Source organism: Enterobacter sp. DSM 30060 (assembly GCF_013375955.1).
Taxonomy (GTDB): Bacteria; Pseudomonadota; Gammaproteobacteria; order Enterobacterales; family Enterobacteriaceae; genus Enterobacter; species Enterobacter intestinihominis.
The window spans coordinates 1,263,122-1,280,756 of record NZ_CP056118.1; the positions used below are offsets into that span (position 1 = coordinate 1,263,122).

The following is a 17,635-nucleotide window of genomic DNA, read 5'->3' on the forward strand; positions in this document are numbered from 1 at the left end:
TCACGCACGAAGCCGCCCCGCCAGATGCACCGCCACGTCCACCCCGCTGCGCTCCAGCGAAATGGATTCGCCTTCCCACGCCGCATGCCGCGTCAGGCAGGTTAATATGCCTCCCGGCGGCATCTCAATCGCCAGCCGCGCTTCACGCTCGTTAGCGGAAATCACCGCCTCCTGCCAGCGCACGGTTCGCGCCATGTTCATTGCCAGATCGTCGGCAATTTTCTCCGGCTGCCAGAGCACGCGTCCGGTACTGCCGCTCAGGTACGCGCAGCGGGGACGGGAAAGCGTGACCGATTCAAACGCCGCTGCCAGCTTCTTCGCCGGTTCCGCCAGCAGCGCGCAGTGCGATGGCACGCTCACCGCCAGCCGTTTGGCCTTGCTTGCACCCTTCGCCAGCGCGCACTCCGCCACCTGCGCCATACCGTCATCGGTTCCGGCAATCACGATCTGCGTTTCGGCGTTCAGGTTAGCGATATAGGTTCCAGTCCCCTGAATCAGGTTTTCCACCTGCGGCAGGGTCAACCCCATAATCGCCGTCAGGCCGTAGCCGTGCGGATACGCCTGCTCCATCAAATCACCGCGCAGCGCCACCAGCTTCAGCGCATCCGTAAAGTCCAGCGAGCCTGCGATAACCGCCGCAGGATAAGCGCCAATGGACAGACCGCTGACAATATCCGGCGACACGCCGCGACGTTCCAGCTCGCGCGCCCAGGCCACGCCGGCAATCAGCAGTGAAAGCTGAACCGCACGGGTGTGGGTTAACGAGGATGCGCTGTCCAGGGTATCGACTTCCGCCCCCAGCACAGCACGGGCCTGCTCCAGCTCCGTTCCCGGCAGGTTTTGCAGCATACCTTCGTGCTGTGTGCCCTGCCCCGGAAAGGTAAACAGTATTTTCATTACTCCTCCCTGTGCCATGGATCCGCTACCAGGCGCGGTCCACATTGCGTTTTTAGCAGCGTTTTGCCGTCGCGTAACCATTCTGCCAGCGCGAATCCGCCCTCGGGCGTGTCCACCTGCGTATCCGCCCGGCACAACGCACGGCTGAGCTGAGCCTGCCAGTCAGTAAACGCCTCAGGGGAAACGGTACGCGGGGCGCGGATCAGCAGATCGAGATCGCTATCGGCGTGGATCACCGGAATGCCGGTCGCCAGCGCGTAACCCGTACTGCCGGTTATCCCCCACGTCCACGGCCACGACTGCTGCGCAAGCTGAAGCGCCACCTGAACCGGCGGCTGAGTGACAAACGGCGAACGCAGCAGGTCGGCGGCAACGCTCAACTCTTCGGGCGACACCACGCGCAACACGTTCTCAGGCTTCACCCATCCGGCCGCCCGCTGGTCGCGGCGCAATCCGCGCACGCCAACGGGAATACGGCCTTCATTATCAACATCACGCCGCACCACTACCGGCAGCCCGGTATGCCAGGCCGCGTCTGCCCAGGATTCGGTAATCCCTTCCAGGGCGTCGCGCGCGGTAAGCCAGATGAGGTCGTGTGGGCGTAATGTTGCGGTCATGATTACATTCCTGAAGTCAGCGAGATAAACAGCGGCAGCGACAGGATACACAGTATGGAGCTCAACAGCAGCACGGCTTCAGCATCCGGCGACTGCACGCCAAAGCGGTTACCGAACACCACGCCAAAGAAGCCCGCAGACAGCGCAATCATCAGGATGGCGGTGATCGCCACGGAGCCGTGCAGACCGAAGATTAAAACAATACCCCAGGCAATCGCTGGCTGGATCAGCAGCTTGGCGATAGTGGAAGTGATCACCATGGTGTTGATCTGAAGCTTACGCGCGGAGAGGATCACCCCGGTCAGGAACAGCGCCGCAGCGGTCGCGGACAGTCCCAGCGGTTTAATCGCCGCCAGTACCAGCTCCGGCATTTTGATGCCGATAGCGGACAGGATCACCCCCAGCAGCGGGCCCATCACGATCGGTTTTTTAATGGAGCGCCACATCAGCACCGGCAGCATGGAAAGCGTTGAACCGGAGTTATTGCCCTCGGCGCGCGCTTTTTCACGCTCCAGAATAAGCAGGCAGAACGGGGTCATCAGCACCGAACCACAGGCGATGGAGACCGCCACGGAGAGTGAAGTAGAAGAACTTTCACCCAGCACGCTGCCCAGAATCGGCAGGCCGAGCGCCGCATAGTTTGGCAGAGCGACGGTCAGCGTCAGTACGGCCGCATCCTGCGGAGATTTTTTAAAGACTTTGGTGGCGAGGAAGTAGATGGCCGCATAGGTGATCCACATCGCCAGGGTGAGAACCAGGATCAGCGGCGACTGCGCCACAATGCCGGTCCACGGGGTTTGCACGGTGGCGCTGAACAGCGCGGCAGGGAGTGCAAAATCCATAACGAAGATATTCAGCAGGGAAACATTTTTGTTATCGACCATCTTTGCTTTACCGGCCCAGAATCCCAGCAGCATGATGACGAAAATCGGTGCAAGAGCATGAACAATTACGTAAGTCATAAATCACCTGTAGTAAAAAAGTTTAAGCACTGGCGCGATGTTTATTATTTTCAGGATGCAGGTTCCCGCGTGGACGCAACGGGCGCGCCCACGGGGTAATGCATCTGGCAGGTCTCTTTTTACTTACCAGCTGGCTCGCATACGTTCACGTACGAGCGCCGAGCTGCGGCGGTTGTCAGCACCCAGACGGTTTTTCAACGTGGTGTCCTGACGAGCGTCGCTGATGGCCTGTTGCAGGGTAGTTTTCACCCGCGTCAGATCGCTTTCGGAAGGGGCATCCGGGTTGCTGATATCCAGCAGGTCGGAGAGCAGCCCCAGCGTGGCGTAGTTGCTGATGTCGTACGCCATTGGCGGAATGGTTGCCGCCAGTTTTTCCAGCGCCTCCACGGTACGCAGCGTAATGCGCGCCGCAGACTCTTTGCCCATGGCATGGATCAGCACGCCTTTATCGTTGAAGGCAATCAGGCGGTTGGCCTGGTAGCCGTGCGCCAGAAACGCGCCGGACATGGCCTTACCGACGATAAGACCAATCACCGGATGCCCCGCCAGCCGCGCATTGGCATAGGCGGCAGCGGCGCCGGCCAGCGCCTGGTGGATACCAAACGCCTCTTCGCGACGGCCATAGGCCTGGCTTGGGACATCGATCACCGCCACAATCGGGCGCTTCACGGCTTTATCTGCGTCAGCGGCGACGGTTTCGCTGACCACTTTTGCCAGCGTCCAGCCCTCCAGCAGCCCCACTTCCCCTTGCGCCGCGCGCGGGAAGTGGTTGTTGGCGTCCGGCACCACGGCGACAAAGCGCACCGTTTCACCGTTCAGCTCGCCGTCTGCCGCCTGCACGGACGGGCATAACCCCTCCAGACGTTTTGCGTTCGGGGCCAGAGTTTCCAGCCAGAGTTCGCCACGGCTAATTGAGTTAGTCATCATTTCACCTCCCGGGCAAAAAGCGCTTTAATCTGTTCGGCATCGGCCTGTTTGCGGGTGTCGAAATTCGTCAGACGGTTCAGGTAATCGTCATAGTTATCGGTGCGATGTTTCGCCGGTACGCCTTTGGCGATGGCCTCGTTCATCGCGGCTTTCACCGCGTTCACGCCGTCGCCCACCAGCGCGTCCACCAGTCCACTTTCATAGCGCACTTCGCCGCCGGTCATGCTCCAGATAAACGGACGGTCGCGGGAGTCATACTCTTCAATGCCCGCTTCCTGCTCAATAACCTGCGGGCCGTTGAGGCCAAGACGCGCTTCGCGGGTCACAATCAGGTAGCTGCACAGCGCCGCGGCGATAGACATCCCGCCGAAGCAGCCCACGGTCCCGGCGACAATCCCGACAACCGGGGTATAGCGACGCAGGTCAACGATCGCGGCGTGGATATCGGCAATCGCCGCCAGGCCGAGGTTGGCTTCCTGCAAACGTACGCCGCCGGTTTCGAGGCACAGTACCGCCTGAGTCGGAATGCCGTTGCGGTTATCTTCCGCCGCCAGCTCCAGCGCCGCCGCCATTTTGGCACCGGACACTTCGCCCATGCTGCCGCCCTGGAAGGTGCCTTCAATCGCCACCACCACTGCAGGCTGGCCGTTGATGGTCCCTTTCGCGACTACCATGCCGTCATCGGCCTGAGGAACAATCCCCTGTGGCCCAAGCCACGGAGAGATAATGCCTTCAAACGGATCCAGCAGTTCGCGGTAGCTGCCGTCGTCGAGCAGCGCCTGCGCACGCTGGCGCGCTTTTAATTCGATAAAGCTGCTGTCATCACGCATGGTTCACCCCTTCAAAAACCTGTTCGATACGAATGCGTGCCACGCCCGGCGTCGCGCCGAAGTCGTGGATGGTCAGCTTACCTGCGGGCAGGCTGCTGACGGTTTGCAGGCGATTGAACAACGCCTCCCAGCGCCCACGGCTGTTATCGACGGAGGTGGTGATATCAATGGTTAAGGTCTGGCCCGGTTCGGCGGTGAAAAGCACCTCCATATCCCCGGAACCGACTACCCCTGCCAGCGCCCTGCCGCTTACTTCGCGGCTGGCGGGCACGGTCAATGTGATTTTTTCCATAACATCCTCTTAATGCTTTGAATAGGGCGTTTCGACGCGGTCAAGAAACAGCGTGGCGGCAAGCAGGTCTGCGGCTCCGCCCGGCGAGGCGTTAAGCGTCAGCATCTGACGGTCTAACCGCGCCAGCGCCTGCTGCCCCGCAAGTGTTGCGCATCCTCCCGCGTTCAGCACCGCACGGGCACCGTTCTGCATGGCATCCAGCCCCTCCATGCCGGCGCGTGACAGCACGCAGGTGTCGGTGAGCGAGGTCATGATCGCCATCAGCGCGTCGAGTCTGGCCTGCGTTTCGCTGCTGCCGTTGAGACGGCTAAGGTGAAGCTGCGGCAGCGCGCGCTGCATGATGTGCGGAAACGCCTGCTGAGCCTCTTCACGCGCGCCCGGTACACGGTAGCGGTGCGTGACGCGTAACCCCTTGCTGAATACTTTCGGCGCCGCGTCATCCGGCAGTTTCGCCAGCTGAGCGGCGGTGTTCGCGACGGTTTGCGCCCGGGCATCGCCGCCCAGCATCGCCACCGCGCTCACCAGCAATCCCAGCGCCCAGATCGCGCCACGGTGTGTGTTCACGCCGTCGGTAGCGGCCATCATCTGCCGTTCGCCTTCACGACCCAGGCGGCCAACGGTTTGCCTGAGGGCAATATCCGCCGGACGCTGCCAGCTCTGTTGCGCCAGCGCCTGAAACGTGGGGGTCAGGCTGTGAGCGGAGCGCTCCATCAGCGCAAGCGATAAATCGTGATGCGCGCCGTTCCCCCGGCTGTCCACCAGACCGGGCTTCGGGCTTAAACGTGCTTCGTCAATCAGACACTGCGTGGCGGTTCGCGCCAGCCATTCGGCACCGCCTTCAACCTGGATCTGGGGCAGAAGTTTCATTACCAGCTCCGGAATTTCGCAGGTGGGTTATACAGGCCGCCGGACCACTCAACGAGGTCAGCCACGCTGCCCGCAGCCAGCAGAGAGCGGGTGGCATCGGTACGACGAATGCCCATATCTTCCGGATACACAACCTTGCCGCTCTGGCGCAGTTCCGCCACGCGTTTGGCGTCAACGCCCAGACCGATATCGGTGATACCCGCCACGGCGGCGACCATGGCGCGACGCTCTTCCAGATCTTTCGCCCGGTAGAGGTAAGCAATCCCCTCTTCCGTCAGCACGTGGGTGACGTCATCGCCGTAAATCATAACCGGCGCCAGCGGCATGCCGGAGGCTTTCGCCACGTCTACGGCGTCGAGTTTCTCCACGAAGGTTGGCTTCACGCCCGCCTGGAAGGTTTCCACCATCTGCACAACCAGCTTTTTACCGCGCTGCATCGGGTCAGGCTCGGTGATCATGTTCAGCCAGGCCGGTGTGGCGTGGCGACGACCGTGCGGATCGTGGCCCATGTTTGGTGCGCCGCCGAAGCCGGAGAGACGGCCGCGGGTCACGGTTGAGGAGTTAGCGTAACCATCAACCTGTAGCGTAGAGCCGATAAACATATCGACCGCGTACTGACCAGCCAGCTGACAGAAGGCGCGGTTAGAGCGCATGGAGCCGTCAGCACCGGTAAAGAACACGTCCGGACGGGCGCGGATGTACTCTTCCATCCCCAGCTCGCCGCCGAAGCAGTGGACGCTCTCCACCCAGCCGCTTTCGATGGCCGGGATCAGCGTTGGATGCGGGTTCAAAGTCCAGTGTTTACAGATTTTGCCTTTGAGTCCGAGCTGTTCGCCGTAGGTTGGCAGCAGCAGTTCGATCGCTGCGGTATTAAAGCCAATCCCGTGGTTCAGGGACTGCACCTGGTGTTCAGCGTAGATGCCTTTAATCGCCATCATCGCCATCAGGATGTGTTCCTGTTTAATCAGGCGCGGGTCGCGGGTGAAGAGCGGCTCAATAAAGAACGGCTTGTCCGCCACCACCACGTAATCGATCCACGAGCCCGGAATATCGACGCGCGGCAGGTCGCACTCGTCGTCCACCAGCTCGTTCACCTGTGCGATGACGATGCCGTCGTGGAACGCGGCGGCTTCCACCAGCGCCGGGGTATCTTCGGTACTCGCCCCGGTGTAGAGGTTACCTTTACGGTCCGCTTTAAAACCGGCAATCAGCGCCACGTTTGGCGAAAGGTCAACGTATAAACGTGAGTAGAGTTCGATGTAGGTGTGAATCGCCCCGATTTCGAGCTGACCATCCTCCAGCAGCTGCGAAATGCGCAGGCTTTGCGTACCGGAGAAGGAGAAGTCGAGCTTGCGGGCGATGCCTTTCTCAAAGATGTCCAGATGTTCGCTGCGGCCCACGCTCGGCATGATCATATGCAGATCGTGCACGATTTGCGGGTTCACTTCGGCCAGTGAACGGGAAAGGAAATCCGCCTGCTTCTGGTTGTTGCCTTCCAGAACGACTTTGTCGCCTGGTGCGATCAGTTTTTCCAGCATGGCGACAAGATCGCCGGATGGCAGTACCTTGCCCTGCACCGGTACGGACGCCAGACGACGCGCTTTCTCGCTGCGTCGGGTGTTCCATTGCCGGGTGGGTGTTTGCCCAGATAACATTATTAACCTCCTGATTCAGCACATCATTCTGATTTGCTTAACGTTGAGTAAAGTGTGCGCTCTGGTGAGAAAGGCATCAATTAAGCGTAGGACGTAATCATTAGCCTGAGAGTAATAATCAAGGTAAAGAAATGTGATCGGGATCAGTTCATGTTTCGGAAAAACGGGCTAAACGGGGTACAATTCGGAAGGTATAGTTAATTTCTGACAAGAATCAGCATCGCCCTTATGACCCAAATCATTCCCTCAGACTTCGACATTGCAGCCGAAGAGAGCGCAGAGTTCGTGCCCATGCGCGGTGTGGCTAACCCTCACCTGCAAACCATGCTGCCGCGCCTGATCCGCCGCAAGGTGCAGTTCAACCCCCACTGGCAGCGCATTGACCTGCCGGACGGTGACTTTTTGGATCTCGCCTGGAGCGAAGATCCGGATCGGGCCAGACATAAGCACCGTCTGGTGGTGTTTCACGGCCTGGAAGGCAGCCTGCACAGCCCTTACGCACACGGTCTCATTGAGGCGGCGAAAGCCCGCGGCTGGCTTGGGGTGGTGATGCATTTTCGCGGATGCAGCGGCGAGCCTAACCGTCAGAAACGCATTTATCACTCGGGTGAAACCGAGGACGGCTCCTGGTTCCTGCGCTGGCTAAGAGACAATTTCGGCGAAGCACCAACGGCAGCGGTGGGGTATTCGCTGGGCGGGAATATGCTGGCCTGCCTGCTGGCGAAGGAGAGCGACGCCGTACCGCTGGATGCGGCGGTGATTGTCTCTGCGCCCTTTATGCTGGAGCAGTGCAGTTATCATATGGAAAAGGGGTTTTCGCGGGTCTATCAGCGTTATCTGCTCAACCTGCTGAAAGCCAACGCCGCACGTAAACTTAAGGCCTATCCGGATACGCTGCCTGTGACGCTGCAACAGCTCAAACGCGTGAAGCGCCTGCGCGAGTTTGATGATTTGATCACCTCTAAAATTCACGGCTTTGCCGATGCGATTGACTATTACCGTCAGTGCAGCGCCATGCCTTTACTGAATCAAATCACGAAACCCACGCTGATTATCCACGCCAAAGACGATCCATTTATGGATCATCACTCGATCCCCGCCCCTGACTATCTGCCGGATAACGTGGAGTATCAGCTCACCGAGTTCGGCGGGCACGTGGGCTTTGTTGGCGGCACGCTGCGTCGGCCAAAAATGTGGCTTGAGACGCGTATACCCGACTGGTTAACGGCCTATCTGGACGGTAAAAAATGATTATTCCCTGGCAGGATCTCTCTCCCGACACGCTCGATAATCTGATTGAAAGCTTTGTCTTGCGCGAAGGCACCGATTATGGTGAACATGAACGTTCGCTTGAACAAAAGGTCAACGATGTGAAGCGCCAGCTTAAAAGCGGCGACGTGGTGCTGGTATGGTCCGAACTGCATGAGACGGTGAATATCATGCCCCGCAACGCGTTTCATGGCTGATCTTACACTTTTCCAGTCAGGGAGTTGCTATGTCTGCCAGACATCCGGTTATTGCCGTTACGGGTTCGAGTGGGGCGGGAACCACTACCACCAGCCTCGCCTTCCGCAAGATTTTCGCCCAGCTTAACTTACGGGCGGCAGAGGTAGAGGGCGACAGCTTTCACCGCTACACGCGCCCGGAGATGGATATGGCCATCCGCAAGGCGCGCGATCTGGGTAAACACATCAGCTATTTTGGCCCTGAGGCCAATGACTTCGGCCTGCTGGAGCAAACCTTCCGTGAATACGGGCAGAGCGGCACCGGGCAGTCCCGCAAGTATCTCCACACCTACGATGAAGCCGTGCCCTGGAACCAGGTCCCCGGCACGTTCACGCCCTGGCAGCCGCTGCCGGAACCGACTGACGTGCTGTTTTACGAAGGATTGCACGGCGGCGTGGTGACGCCTCAGCACGACGTGGCGCGCCATGTGGATTTGCTGGTGGGGGTGGTGCCGATTGTTAACCTTGAGTGGATCCAGAAGCTGACGCGTGACATGAGCGAGCGCGGCCATTCGCGAGAGGCGGTAATGGATTCGGTGGTGCGCTCCATGGAAGATTACATCAACTTCCTGACGCCGCAGTTCTCCCGAACCCACATTAACTTCCAGCGCGTCCCCACCGTGGACACCTCCAACCCGTTCGCCGCAAAAAGCATCCCTTCCCTGGACGAGAGCTTTGTGGTGATCCACTTCCGCAACCTGGAAGGCATCGATTACCCCTGGCTGCTGGCGATGCTACAAGGTTCGTTTATTTCGCACATGAATACGTTAGTGGTACCGGGCGGAAAAATGGGGCTGGCGATGGAGCTGATCATGACGCCGCTGGTGCAGCGGCTGATGGAAGGAAAGCAAATCGCGTGAGTTGTTTTGCCCGGTGGCGCTGCGCTTACCGGGCCTACGGGCGTGCTTTTGTAGGGCGGGTAAGCGAAGCGCCACCCGCCAAAAATTAAGCCTCGATCACTTCATACGAATGGGTGATGTTTACCGCTTTCTCCAGCATTAATGCCACAGAGCAGTATTTCTCCGCAGACAGGTCAACCGCACGCGAGACCGCCGCATCCTTCAGTTCTTTGCCGGTGACGATAAAGTGCAGATTAATATGCGTGAACAGGCGTGGCGCCTCTTCGCGACGTTCTGACGTCAGCTTCACTTCACAATCGGTCACGTCATGACGGCCTTTTTGCAGGATCGACACCACGTCGATCGCGCTGCATCCACCTGCCGCCATCAGCACCATTTCCATCGGGCTTGGGGCTTTATCGCCGGAGTTGCCATCCATCAAAACCTGGTGCCCGGAAGCAGACTCGCCCAGGAACGTTAACCCTTCAACCCATTTCACGCGCGCTTGCATATTCACTCACTCCAACGTTGCATTTTTTATGACAGATTACGTGTACGTTACATTTCTCGCAACGGAAGGCGACCTGCGTCATGCTGAAGCGAGACACCAGGAGACACGCGGCGAAAGCTATGCTAAAACACTCTGGATGCTACAGTAATACATTGACGTTACACATGTATGCAGAGGACATCAAACTTTACTGGCTGCGAAACGTTACGACAGCCGACTTCCCAGGTATGGGTAAGAATTCGATTGCAACCCCAGAGTCCGGATGCATCTTATGACTCTGGTGACAGCTTATAACAGAGGATAACAGCGCATGGTGCTTGGCAAACCGCAAACAGACCCGACTCTCGAATGGTTCTTGTCTCATTGCCACATTCATAAGTACCCATCAAAGAGCACGCTGATTCACCAGGGTGAAAAAGCGGAAACGTTGTATTACATCGTTAAAGGCTCGGTGGCCGTGCTGATCAAAGATGAAGAAGGGAAAGAGATGATCCTTTCTTATCTGAACCAGGGCGATTTTATCGGTGAACTGGGCCTGTTTGAAGAAGGCCAGGAACGTAGCGCCTGGGTTCGTGCAAAAACAGCATGTGAAGTGGCTGAAATTTCTTACAAGAAATTCCGTCAGCTGATTCAGGTCAACCCTGACATCCTGATGCGTCTTTCTTCCCAGATGGCACGCCGTCTGCAAGTGACCTCTGAGAAGGTGGGTAACCTCGCCTTCCTGGACGTGACCGGTCGTATCGCGCAGACTCTGTTGAACCTGGCGAAACAGCCAGACGCCATGACCCACCCTGACGGTATGCAAATTAAAATTACCCGCCAGGAAATCGGTCAGATCGTCGGCTGCTCCCGTGAAACAGTGGGCCGTATCCTGAAGATGCTGGAAGACCAGAACCTGATCTCCGCCCACGGTAAAACCATCGTGGTTTACGGGACCCGTTAATTCCGGTCAGACGGCGTGCCGCCGCAGGGTGGCACGCCGTTTTTGTCTCTACTCCTTATGTGGCGCAGGCTGATCTATCACCCGGAAGTTAACTACGCACTGCGACAAACGCTGGTGTTGTGTCTTCCCGTGGCCGTGGGCCTGATCCTCGGACATCTTCAGCAAGGCCTGCTGTTTTCCCTCGTGCCCGCCTGCTGCAACATTGCCGGTCTGGACACCCCGCATAAACGCTTTTTCAAACGCCTGATTATTGGCGGCTGCCTGTTTGCCGGCTGTAGCCTTGCCGTGCAACTCTTACTGGCCCGCGACATTCCTCTGCCGCTGATCCTGACCGTGCTGGCGATGACGCTTGGCGTAACCGCTGAAATCAGCTCGCTGCACGCCCGCCTGCTTCCTGCGTCGCTGATTGCCGCCATCTTCACCTTAAGCCTTGCGGGCAATATGCCGGTGTGGGAGCCATTGCTGATCTACGCCCTCGGCACGCTGTGGTACGGGCTGTTTAACTGGTTCTGGTTCTGGTTGTGGCGGGAACAGCCGCTTCGCGAATCCCTGAGCCTGCTCTACGTGCAGCTTGCTGAATACTGTGAAGCAAAATACACCCTGCTCACGCAACATACCGACCCGGAAAAATCCCTGCCGCCGCTGCTGACACGCCAGCAAAAAGTGGTGGATCTGATCAGCCAGTGCTATCAGCAGTTGCACATGCTTGCCGCCAACAAAAATCATGAATATAAGCGGCTGCTGCGTACCTTCCAGGTCGGGCTGGATTTGCAGGAGCATATTTCCGTCAGCCTTCATAATCCGGAAGAGGTGCAAAAGCTGGTGGAGCGCAGCCATGCGGAAGCGGTGATCCGCTGGAACGCGCAGACCGTCGCGGCGCGCCTGCGGGTGCTGGCTGACGATATCCTCTATCACCGCTATCCGACGCGCTTTAACATGGACAAACAGCTCGGCGCGCTGGAAAAGATTGCGCGTCAGCACGCGGATAACCCGGTCGGGCAGTTTGCCGCCTGGCATTTCAGCCGCATCGCCCGGGTGTTGCGCACCCAGCGCCCGCTTTATGCCCGGGACCTGATGGCCGATAAGCAAAAACGACTGCCGTTGCTGCCTGCGCTCAAAAGCTACCTGTCGCTGAAGTCTTCCGCCCTGCGCAACGCCGCAAGAATTAGCGTCATGCTCAGCATCGCCAGCCTGATGGGAATGGCCCTGCACCTGCCGAAACCCTATTGGATCTTAATGACCGTGCTGTTTGTCACCCAGAACGGCTATGGCGCCACGCGGGTGCGCATTCTGCATCGGGCGGGCGGCACGATGGCGGGGCTGATTATCGCGGGCGTAACGTTGCACTTCCACGTGCCGGAAGGGTATACGCTGGTCGGCATGCTGGCGATTACGATGGTGAGTTATCTGATCATCCGTAAAAACTACGGCTGGGCGACGGTGGGCTTTACGGTAACGGCGGTGTACACCCTGCAGTTGCTTACGCTCAACGCCGATCAGTTAATTATTGCCCGCCTGGTCGATACCCTGATTGGCTGCCTGATCGCCTTTGGCGGCATGGTCTGGCTGTGGCCGCAGTGGCAAAGTGGATTACTGAGGCAAAACGCCCACGACGCGCTGGAGGCGGATCAGCAGGCCATTCGCCTGATCCTGAGCGACGACCCGCAGCCGTCTCCGCTGGCCTACGAGCGCATGAAGGTCAACCAGGCGCATAATGCCCTGTTCAACTCCCTTAACCAGGCCATGCAGGAGCCGGGCTTCAACTCGCACTATCTGGCAGATATGAAGCTGTGGGTCACGCACAGCCAGTTTATCGTCGAACACATCAATGCCATGACCACGCTGGCGCGCGAGCACACCATGCTGACGCCGGATCTGGCGCAGCGCTATTTGCAGTCGTGTGAAATTGCCCTCCAGCGCTGTCAGCAGCGTCTGGAGTACGACGCTCCGGGCGAGTCAGGGGATTCGAACATTCTGGAAGCGCCGGAGACGCTGACCCACGGGCCGATGAGCACCCTTGAGCAGCATTTACAGCGCGTTCTCGGGCATCTCAACACCATGCACACCATTTCGTCGGTGGCATGGCGTCAGCGTCCGCATCACGGGATATGGTTAACGCGCCGGTTAAAACGAACCGCGTATTAGCCTCTGACGATCTTCGCCACCGCCGCGGAAAAACGGGTTAACCCGTCTTCGATGTCTTTGTCTTCCACCACCAGCGACGGCGCGAAGCGCATCACGTCCGGCCCGGCGTTGAGCACCATGACGCCTTCGTGCGCGGCGGCGTGCAGGAAATCGCGCGCGCGGCCTTTGTACTGAGGCTTCAGCTCGGCGCCGATCAGCAGTCCCATCCCGCGGATTTCACTGAAGACATCAAACTGTTCGTCAATCTGCTGAAGATGTTTCACAAAAAGGGCGCGTTTCGCATTCACGCCATTCAGGACGTCCGGCGAATTAATGATGTCGAACGCCGCTCCCGCCACGGCGCACGCCAGCGGATTACCGCCGTAAGTGGAGCCGTGTGAGCCCACATGAAATGCGGAAGCAATATCCTGGGTGGTTAGCACCGCGCTGACCGGGAAACCGCCGCCGAGCGCTTTCGCGCTGGTCAGAATATCCGGCGTTACGCCGTAGTGCATATAAGCGAACAGGTCTCCGGTACGCCCCATCCCACACTGCACTTCATCAAACACCAGCAGCGCCTGGTGCTCGTCGCACAGCTCACGCAGACCTTGCAGAAATTCCGGGGTGGCCGCCGTGACGCCGCCTTCCCCCTGAATGGGTTCGACCACCACGGCACAGGTGTGATCGTCCATCACCGCTTTAACGGCGTGCAGATCGTTAAACGGCACGTGGATGATATCCGCAGGTTTCGGACCAAAGCCGTCGGAATACTTCGGCTGGCCGCCAACGGAAACGGTAAAGAACGAGCGACCGTGGAAGGCGTTATGGAAGGCGATGATTTTGGTTTTGTAAGGACTATGACGCGTGGTTGCGTAGTAGCGCGCAAGCTTAAAGGCGGTTTCGTTGGCTTCGGTGCCAGAGTTCATAAACAGCACGCGTTCGGCGAAGGTGGCATCGATGATCTTACGCCCCAGACGCAGCGCCGGTTCGTTAGTGAACACGTTGCTGGTGTGCCACAGCGTTTCGCCCTGCGTTTTCAGCGCGTCCACCAGCGCAGGATGGCAATGGCCCAGCGCCGTCACCGCAATACCGCCTGCGAAATCAACATACTCGTTGCCCTGCTGATCCCAGACGCGGCTGCCTCTCCCTTTCACCGGGATAAACTCAGCCGGTGCATAAATCGGCAGAATCACTTCATCGAATGTCGCGCGGGTAATTGCTGGTTGTTCAGTTGCCATGTCATGACCATCCATTTTTATGTCACAGTGATTGTGAAAATATAATCACAAAATATGCATAAAAAATCACAACAAGGCAACAGATATTCAGCGATTAAGGAAATTGGCCAGCAGCGCGTGCCCCTGTTCGCTGAGAATGCTTTCCGGGTGGAACTGCACCCCTTCCAGATCGTACTCGCGGTGGCGAATGCCCATGATTTCCTGCGTCTCGCTCCAGGCTGTCACTTCAAAGTCTGCGGGCAGGGTCGGCGGATCAATCACCAGAGAATGGTAGCGCGTCACGGTTAACGGATTGTTTAGCCCCAGGAATACGCCGGTACCGGTGTGCGTGATCGGTGAGGTTTTGCCGTGCATGACTTTTGCGGCACGGACAATGCTGGCGCCAAAGACCTGCGCAATGGCCTGGTGACCCAGGCAGACGCCCAGAATCGGCAGCTTGCCCGCATAGTGGCGGATTACCTCCAGCGAGATGCCGGACTCCGACGGCGTACACGGCCCGGGCGAAATCACGATTTTCTGGGGCGCCAGCGCGTCAATGTCAGCCAGCGCGATCTCATCGTTACGGCGGACAACCACCTCTGCCCCCAGCTCACAAAAATACTGGTAAAGGTTCCAGGTAAAGGAATCGTAGTTATCAATCAGCAGAATCATGGCGGCTCCTGAAAAAATGGCCGCCCTATTTTACTCAGATCCCCGCGCTTCGCTCACAACTTTGGCAAAGATAGCATTCAGGGCGGTCAGATCACCCATCGCCCCGCTCTGGTTGGCAGATGCCCAGTCGTCCGGGTCGATCCCCTGCCAGTTCAGCACGTAGCCCGCATGGATCGCCAGCTGTTCAAAGAAGATCCGCTGAGCCACGCCATTACCGCTCATAAACGGATGTAACATGTTGATTTCACAGTAGTAATGACTGATTCTGTCTGTAAACTCTTCTTTCTGAAGGCCCACCAGATATTTATCGCTTTCCAGCGAAGCCATCAGCTCATTACCCACCTTCTCGATGTACTCGAAATGGCAAAATGGAATGTCGCCCTTGGAGATATCGGCGGTGCGCAGCTCGCCAGCGCCTTTCATTTCGTTGCGGAATAAATGGCGGTGAATAAGGCACAGATGGGGTAAACCCGGTGCAGAAGGCCCCAGTGCCAGCGTCTTGATATCGGGTTCAGCGGGACCCTTGCCTTTTTCAAGGAGGCAACTGGCCTGAAGATTGACGCTACGCTGTTGCTCCCAGAGTCGGGATTTTTGCTTGTCGGTGAGTTTTTTCACTACGCCTCCCTGAATAGTCCGTTTGCCACAAGTATAAGCAGCAAAACGCGCTTTCGCAGGGAGGGCGGAAAGACACGGGCAGGATGTGCCCGTGTGAGGGAACGATTACGGCAGCACTTTCGCGGAGAGAATCACCACTGGCTTAGACGGCACATTCTGGTATGGACCGACATCGTGAGTCTGAACCTGAGAGATCTTGTCCGCCACGTCCATGCCTTTCACCACTTTACCGAACACCGCGTAGCCAAAGTCGCGCTGGCCGTGGTCCAGGAAGGCGTTATCCGCCACGTTGAGGAAGAACTGGCTGGTGGCGCTGTCTTTATCCGCCGTACGCGCCATAGAAATGGTGCCGCGCTTGTTCAACAGGCCGTTATCCGCTTCATTTTTGATTGGCGGGTTAGGCTTTTTCTGCTGCATCTGCTCGTTGAAACCGCCGCCCTGAATCATAAAGCCCGGGATCACGCGGTGGAACGTGGTGTTGTTATAAAAACCACTGTTCACGTAGTCGAGGAAGTTTTTCACAGAAACAGGGGCTTTTTGGCTATCCAGCTCCAGCTCAATATTCCCCGCAGAGGTAGTCAGCAGGACGTGAGGGTCTCCTTTGGCTGCCAGCGCAGCAGGGGAAACGGCAGAAAGAGCAAACACAGCTGCGACAGCCGCCAGTGTTGATTTGAGCATGAGAATTCCTTAACAAAGCGCAGTATAAAAAGCGAATGGCTTGATTCTAAAGAGCAGTATGACCCCAGACCAGTCTTTTACCTAATTTTACGAAATTGAAACAATTATTACCGCGCAAACGATTGCTCACCCCGCGATTTAATGTGATCTCCATCACGTTAAAGCCTGCAATTGTGCTCAATATTTTCTGAAAAGATTTAATTAGATCACTTTCGCGACTAAAATCTGCCCGCTCAAACGCAGTCATTGCGTTTTTCTTTACTTTTAACAGGCCAGACATGACTAACAGCAATCGCATCAAGCTCACATGGATCAGCTTCTTCTCCTACGCCCTGACCGGCGCGTTGGTGATCGTCACCGGGATGGTGATGGGAAATATCGCAGACTATTTCCAGTTGCCCGTTTCCAGCATGAGCAATACCTTCACTTTCCTGAACGCGGGGATCCTGATCTCTATTTTCCTTAATGCCTGGCTGATGGAAATCGTGCCGCTGAAAACCCAGCTGCGCTTCGGCTTCGTGCTGATGGTTGCCGCCGTGGCGGGCCTGGTGCTGAGCCACAGCATCGCCCTCTTCTCTGCCGCCATGTTCGTGCTGGGCCTGGTGAGCGGGATCACCATGTCGATCGGTACGTTCCTGATCACCCATATGTATGAAGGTCGCCAGCGCGGCGCGCGTCTGCTGTTCACCGACTCCTTCTTCAGCATGGCCGGGATGATTTTCCCGATGGTCGCCGCGTATCTTCTGGCGCGCAGCATTGAGTGGTACTGGGTGTACGCCTGCATTGGTCTGGTCTATGTCGCGATCTTTATTCTCACCTTCGGCTGCGAGTTCCCGGTGCTGGGCAAAAAAGCGCAGACCACGTCTGAGCCAGTTGCGAAAGAAAAATGGGGTATCGGCGTACTGTTCCTTTCCATCGCCGCGCTGTGTTACATCCTGGGCCAGCTGGGCTTTATCTCCTGGGTTCCTGAGTATGCGAAAGGTCTGGGCATGAGTCTGAACGACGCGGGTAAACTGGTGAGCGATTTCTGGATGTCTTACATGTTCGGCATGTGGGCGTTTAGCTTTATCCTGCGCTTCTTCGACCTGCAACGGATCCTGACCGTTCTGGCGGGTCTGGCAACCGTGCTGATGTATCTGTTCATCAACGGTTCCCCGGAGCATATGCCGTGGTTCATCCTGACCCTGGGCTTCTTCTCCAGCGCGATTTATACCTCGATCATCACCCTTGGCTCTCTTCAGACCAAAGTGGCCTCGCCAAAACTGGTGAACTTCGTGCTGACCTGCGGCACCATCGGCACCATGCTGACCTTCGTGGTCACGGGCCCAATTGTGGCGCACAGCGGCCCGCTGGCGGCGCTGCATACCGCTAACGGTCTGTACGCCGTGGTGTTCATCATGTGTTTCGTGCTGGGCTTTGTGACCCGTCACCGTCAACACAACCCGGTAACAGCTACCCACTAATCGCCGTAACCCCTTTGCGTA

General features: G+C 57.7%; 19 protein-coding genes. 6 read left to right on the forward strand and 13 right to left on the reverse strand.

The genetic code is table 11. The annotated features are described in order from the left end of the window. The 8 genes from mdcH to mdcA form a co-directional block, all read right to left on the reverse strand. Positions 1–897, reverse strand: a complete 897-nt coding sequence (mdcH, locus tag HWQ15_RS06090; RefSeq protein WP_063149303.1) for a malonate decarboxylase subunit epsilon — start codon at positions 895–897, stop codon at positions 1–3. Then, entirely contained in the window at positions 897–1,514 is a 618-nt protein-coding gene (locus HWQ15_RS06095; protein WP_063149302.1) for a malonate decarboxylase holo-ACP synthase, read from the reverse strand. The genes mdcH and HWQ15_RS06095 overlap by 1 nt, the downstream gene beginning before the upstream one ends. 2 nt (positions 1,515–1,516) lie before the next feature. Then, a complete protein-coding gene (locus HWQ15_RS06100; protein WP_023307100.1) occupies positions 1,517–2,476 on the reverse strand; it encodes an AEC family transporter in 960 nt (319 codons plus the stop codon). Positions 2,477–2,599: 123 nt separating this feature from the next. Then, positions 2,600–3,400 carry a biotin-independent malonate decarboxylase subunit gamma gene (gene mdcE, locus HWQ15_RS06105; protein ID WP_003861675.1) on the reverse strand — a complete coding sequence of 267 codons (801 nt, stop codon included), beginning with the start codon at positions 3,398–3,400 and terminating at the stop codon, positions 2,600–2,602. Next, positions 3,400–4,233 carry a biotin-independent malonate decarboxylase subunit beta gene (locus HWQ15_RS06110; protein WP_003861672.1) on the reverse strand — a complete coding sequence of 278 codons (834 nt, stop codon included), beginning with the start codon at positions 4,231–4,233 and terminating at the stop codon, positions 3,400–3,402. Before HWQ15_RS06110 ends, mdcE begins: the two co-directional genes overlap by 1 nt. Beyond that, the gene (mdcC, locus tag HWQ15_RS06115; protein WP_000411786.1) at positions 4,226–4,525 is read right to left on the reverse strand and encodes a malonate decarboxylase acyl carrier protein; all 300 of its coding nucleotides are present in this window, start codon (positions 4,523–4,525) and stop codon (positions 4,226–4,228) included. Before mdcC ends, HWQ15_RS06110 begins: the two co-directional genes overlap by 8 nt. Before the next feature lie 9 nt (positions 4,526–4,534). Then, positions 4,535–5,392, reverse strand: coding sequence for a triphosphoribosyl-dephospho-CoA synthase (locus HWQ15_RS06120; protein ID WP_022649605.1), 858 nt, complete (start codon positions 5,390–5,392; stop codon positions 4,535–4,537). Continuing rightward, the gene (gene mdcA, locus HWQ15_RS06125; RefSeq protein ID WP_063149301.1) at positions 5,392–7,047 is read right to left on the reverse strand and encodes a malonate decarboxylase subunit alpha; all 1,656 of its coding nucleotides are present in this window, start codon (positions 7,045–7,047) and stop codon (positions 5,392–5,394) included. The genes HWQ15_RS06120 and mdcA overlap by 1 nt, the downstream gene beginning before the upstream one ends. A 228-nt stretch (positions 7,048–7,275) precedes the next feature. On the opposite strand from mdcA, the gene HWQ15_RS06130 reads away from it, so the two are divergent. From HWQ15_RS06130 to HWQ15_RS06140, 3 genes are read left to right on the forward strand one after another with little or no spacing between them, the layout of a single operon-like run. After that, positions 7,276–8,298, forward strand: a complete 1,023-nt coding sequence (locus tag HWQ15_RS06130; RefSeq protein WP_063149300.1) for a hydrolase — start codon at positions 7,276–7,278, stop codon at positions 8,296–8,298. Then, entirely contained in the window at positions 8,295–8,513 is a 219-nt protein-coding gene (locus tag HWQ15_RS06135; RefSeq protein ID WP_014171926.1) for a YheU family protein, read from the forward strand. Before HWQ15_RS06130 ends, HWQ15_RS06135 begins: the two co-directional genes overlap by 4 nt. 29 nt (positions 8,514–8,542) lie before the next feature. Continuing rightward, entirely contained in the window at positions 8,543–9,412 is an 870-nt protein-coding gene (locus tag HWQ15_RS06140) for a phosphoribulokinase (protein WP_003861663.1), read from the forward strand. 85 nt (positions 9,413–9,497) lie between these two features. Here HWQ15_RS06140 and HWQ15_RS06145 read toward each other — a convergent pair whose 3' ends face one another. Next, positions 9,498–9,902 (reverse strand): OsmC family protein, encoded by a 405-nt coding sequence (locus tag HWQ15_RS06145; protein ID WP_022649609.1) that lies wholly within the window; start codon positions 9,900–9,902, stop codon positions 9,498–9,500. Positions 9,903–10,212: 310 nt separating this feature from the next. Here HWQ15_RS06145 and crp point away from each other — a divergent pair, with 310 nt between their 5' ends. Beyond that, a complete protein-coding gene (gene crp, locus HWQ15_RS06150) occupies positions 10,213–10,845 on the forward strand; it encodes a cAMP-activated global transcriptional regulator CRP (protein ID WP_000242758.1) in 633 nt (210 codons plus the stop codon). Between the two features lie 57 nt (positions 10,846–10,902). Then, positions 10,903–12,990: a YccS/YhfK family putative transporter gene (locus HWQ15_RS06155; RefSeq protein WP_063149299.1), complete on the forward strand. Its 2,088-nt coding sequence runs from the start codon at positions 10,903–10,905 to the stop codon at positions 12,988–12,990. Here HWQ15_RS06155 and HWQ15_RS06160 read toward each other — a convergent pair. From HWQ15_RS06160 to ppiA, 4 genes are all read right to left on the reverse strand, one after another. Continuing rightward, positions 12,987–14,207 (reverse strand): aspartate aminotransferase family protein, encoded by a 1,221-nt coding sequence (locus tag HWQ15_RS06160; RefSeq protein ID WP_176587383.1) that lies wholly within the window; start codon positions 14,205–14,207, stop codon positions 12,987–12,989. The two genes, HWQ15_RS06155 and HWQ15_RS06160, sit on opposite strands and share 4 nt — an antisense overlap. Positions 14,208–14,294: 87 nt before the next feature. After that, on the reverse strand, positions 14,295–14,858 hold the full coding sequence (gene pabA / locus HWQ15_RS06165; protein ID WP_063149297.1) for an aminodeoxychorismate synthase component 2: 564 nt from the start codon (positions 14,856–14,858) through the stop codon (positions 14,295–14,297). Between the two features lie 30 nt (positions 14,859–14,888). Continuing rightward, positions 14,889–15,473, reverse strand: coding sequence for a putative adenosine monophosphate-protein transferase Fic (locus HWQ15_RS06170; RefSeq protein WP_063149296.1), 585 nt, complete (start codon positions 15,471–15,473; stop codon positions 14,889–14,891). Between the two features lie 105 nt (positions 15,474–15,578). Beyond that, positions 15,579–16,151, reverse strand: a complete 573-nt coding sequence (gene ppiA / locus HWQ15_RS06175) for a peptidylprolyl isomerase A (RefSeq protein ID WP_022649614.1) — start codon at positions 16,149–16,151, stop codon at positions 15,579–15,581. Between the two features lie 278 nt (positions 16,152–16,429). On the opposite strand from ppiA, the gene tsgA reads away from it, so the two are divergent. Continuing rightward, positions 16,430–17,614 (forward strand): MFS transporter TsgA, encoded by a 1,185-nt coding sequence (gene tsgA, locus HWQ15_RS06180; RefSeq protein ID WP_063149295.1) that lies wholly within the window; start codon positions 16,430–16,432, stop codon positions 17,612–17,614. The last annotated feature ends 21 nt before the right edge of the window (positions 17,615–17,635 follow it).

Excerpts from the sequence above, each read along its gene's own strand:
- HWQ15_RS06140 (WP_003861663.1), top strand. The coding sequence starts at position 8,543 with ATGTCTGCCAGACATCCGGTTATTGCCGTTACGGGTTCGAGTGGGGCG.
- HWQ15_RS06110 (WP_003861672.1), bottom strand. The coding sequence starts at position 4,233 with ATGCGTGATGACAGCAGCTTTATCGAATTAAAAGCGCGCCAGCGTGCG.
- crp (WP_000242758.1), top strand. The coding sequence starts at position 10,213 with ATGGTGCTTGGCAAACCGCAAACAGACCCGACTCTCGAATGGTTCTTG.
- mdcH (WP_063149303.1), bottom strand. The coding sequence starts at position 897 with ATGAAAATACTGTTTACCTTTCCGGGGCAGGGCACACAGCACGAAGGT.
- HWQ15_RS06100 (WP_023307100.1), bottom strand. The coding sequence starts at position 2,476 with ATGACTTACGTAATTGTTCATGCTCTTGCACCGATTTTCGTCATCATG.
- HWQ15_RS06145 (WP_022649609.1), bottom strand. The coding sequence starts at position 9,902 with ATGCAAGCGCGCGTGAAATGGGTTGAAGGGTTAACGTTCCTGGGCGAG.
- pabA (WP_063149297.1), bottom strand. The coding sequence starts at position 14,858 with ATGATTCTGCTGATTGATAACTACGATTCCTTTACCTGGAACCTTTAC.
- ppiA (WP_022649614.1), bottom strand. The coding sequence starts at position 16,151 with ATGCTCAAATCAACACTGGCGGCTGTCGCAGCTGTGTTTGCTCTTTCT.
- HWQ15_RS06155 (WP_063149299.1), top strand. The coding sequence starts at position 10,903 with ATGTGGCGCAGGCTGATCTATCACCCGGAAGTTAACTACGCACTGCGA.
- mdcE (WP_003861675.1), bottom strand. The coding sequence starts at position 3,400 with ATGACTAACTCAATTAGCCGTGGCGAACTCTGGCTGGAAACTCTGGCC.
- tsgA (WP_063149295.1), top strand. The coding sequence starts at position 16,430 with ATGACTAACAGCAATCGCATCAAGCTCACATGGATCAGCTTCTTCTCC.
- HWQ15_RS06120 (WP_022649605.1), bottom strand. The coding sequence starts at position 5,392 with ATGAAACTTCTGCCCCAGATCCAGGTTGAAGGCGGTGCCGAATGGCTG.
- mdcC (WP_000411786.1), bottom strand. The coding sequence starts at position 4,525 with ATGGAAAAAATCACATTGACCGTGCCCGCCAGCCGCGAAGTAAGCGGC.
- HWQ15_RS06095 (WP_063149302.1), bottom strand. The coding sequence starts at position 1,514 with ATGACCGCAACATTACGCCCACACGACCTCATCTGGCTTACCGCGCGC.
- HWQ15_RS06130 (WP_063149300.1), top strand. The coding sequence starts at position 7,276 with ATGACCCAAATCATTCCCTCAGACTTCGACATTGCAGCCGAAGAGAGC.
- HWQ15_RS06160 (WP_176587383.1), bottom strand. The coding sequence starts at position 14,207 with ATGGCAACTGAACAACCAGCAATTACCCGCGCGACATTCGATGAAGTG.
- HWQ15_RS06135 (WP_014171926.1), top strand. The coding sequence starts at position 8,295 with ATGATTATTCCCTGGCAGGATCTCTCTCCCGACACGCTCGATAATCTG.
- mdcA (WP_063149301.1), bottom strand. The coding sequence starts at position 7,047 with ATGTTATCTGGGCAAACACCCACCCGGCAATGGAACACCCGACGCAGC.